This window comes from Oleiphilus sp. HI0123 (genome assembly GCF_001635315.1).
In genome coordinates, this window is record NZ_LWGE01000524.1 from 1 (window position 1) to 678 (window position 678).

At 44.7% G+C, this 678-nt stretch carries 1 protein-coding gene; it reads left to right on the forward strand.

Annotated elements, in window-relative coordinates; genetic code table 11:
- Nucleotides 1-49 precede the first annotated feature (49 nt).
- Nucleotides 50-678, forward strand: a 629-nt coding sequence (locus A3761_RS04900) for a nucleotide sugar dehydrogenase (protein WP_369808176.1), incomplete at its 3' end; no start/stop codon positions are given.

Here is a 678-nt window from a genome sequence, read left to right on the forward strand (position 1 = left end):
TAAACAGTCGGCGCAAAGTTTTTATTTATTGATGAAAGATCGAGAGACCATGGAAACAAATACACAAATTTGCATTATCGGACAGGGCTATGTAGGTCTGCCACTGGCAGTCGAATTTGGGAAGAAATTCCCAACCATAGGGTTTGACATCAAAGAAGATCGCATCAACGAGTTACGCGAAGGTGTTGATAGCACACTAGAATGCTCATCTGAAGAGCTTGCTGAGAGCACACACCTCACCTTCACAACCCAGCTCGATGATATCAAGAATGCTACCGTCTATATCGTCACAGTTCCTACACCGATCGATGACTACAAAACACCAAACCTAACGCCGCTAATCAAAGCGAGCGAGATGCTTGGCAAAGTAGTCAAAAAGGGCGATTACGTTATTTACGAGTCGACTGTTTACCCGGGTGCAACCGAAGAAGACTGTTTACCACTAATCGAGCAAGGCTCTGGTTTGAAGCTAAATGAAGATTTCTTTGCGGGATACAGCCCGGAACGAATCAATCCTGGCGATAAAGAACACCGTGTCACGAACATTCTCAAAGTTACCTCTGGCTCAACGCCTGAAGCGGCAACTTTTATTGATGACCTTTATAAAAGCATCATCGTTGCCGGCACGCACAAAGCAGCTTCTATTCGTGTAGCTGAAGCCGCAAAAGTTATTGAAAA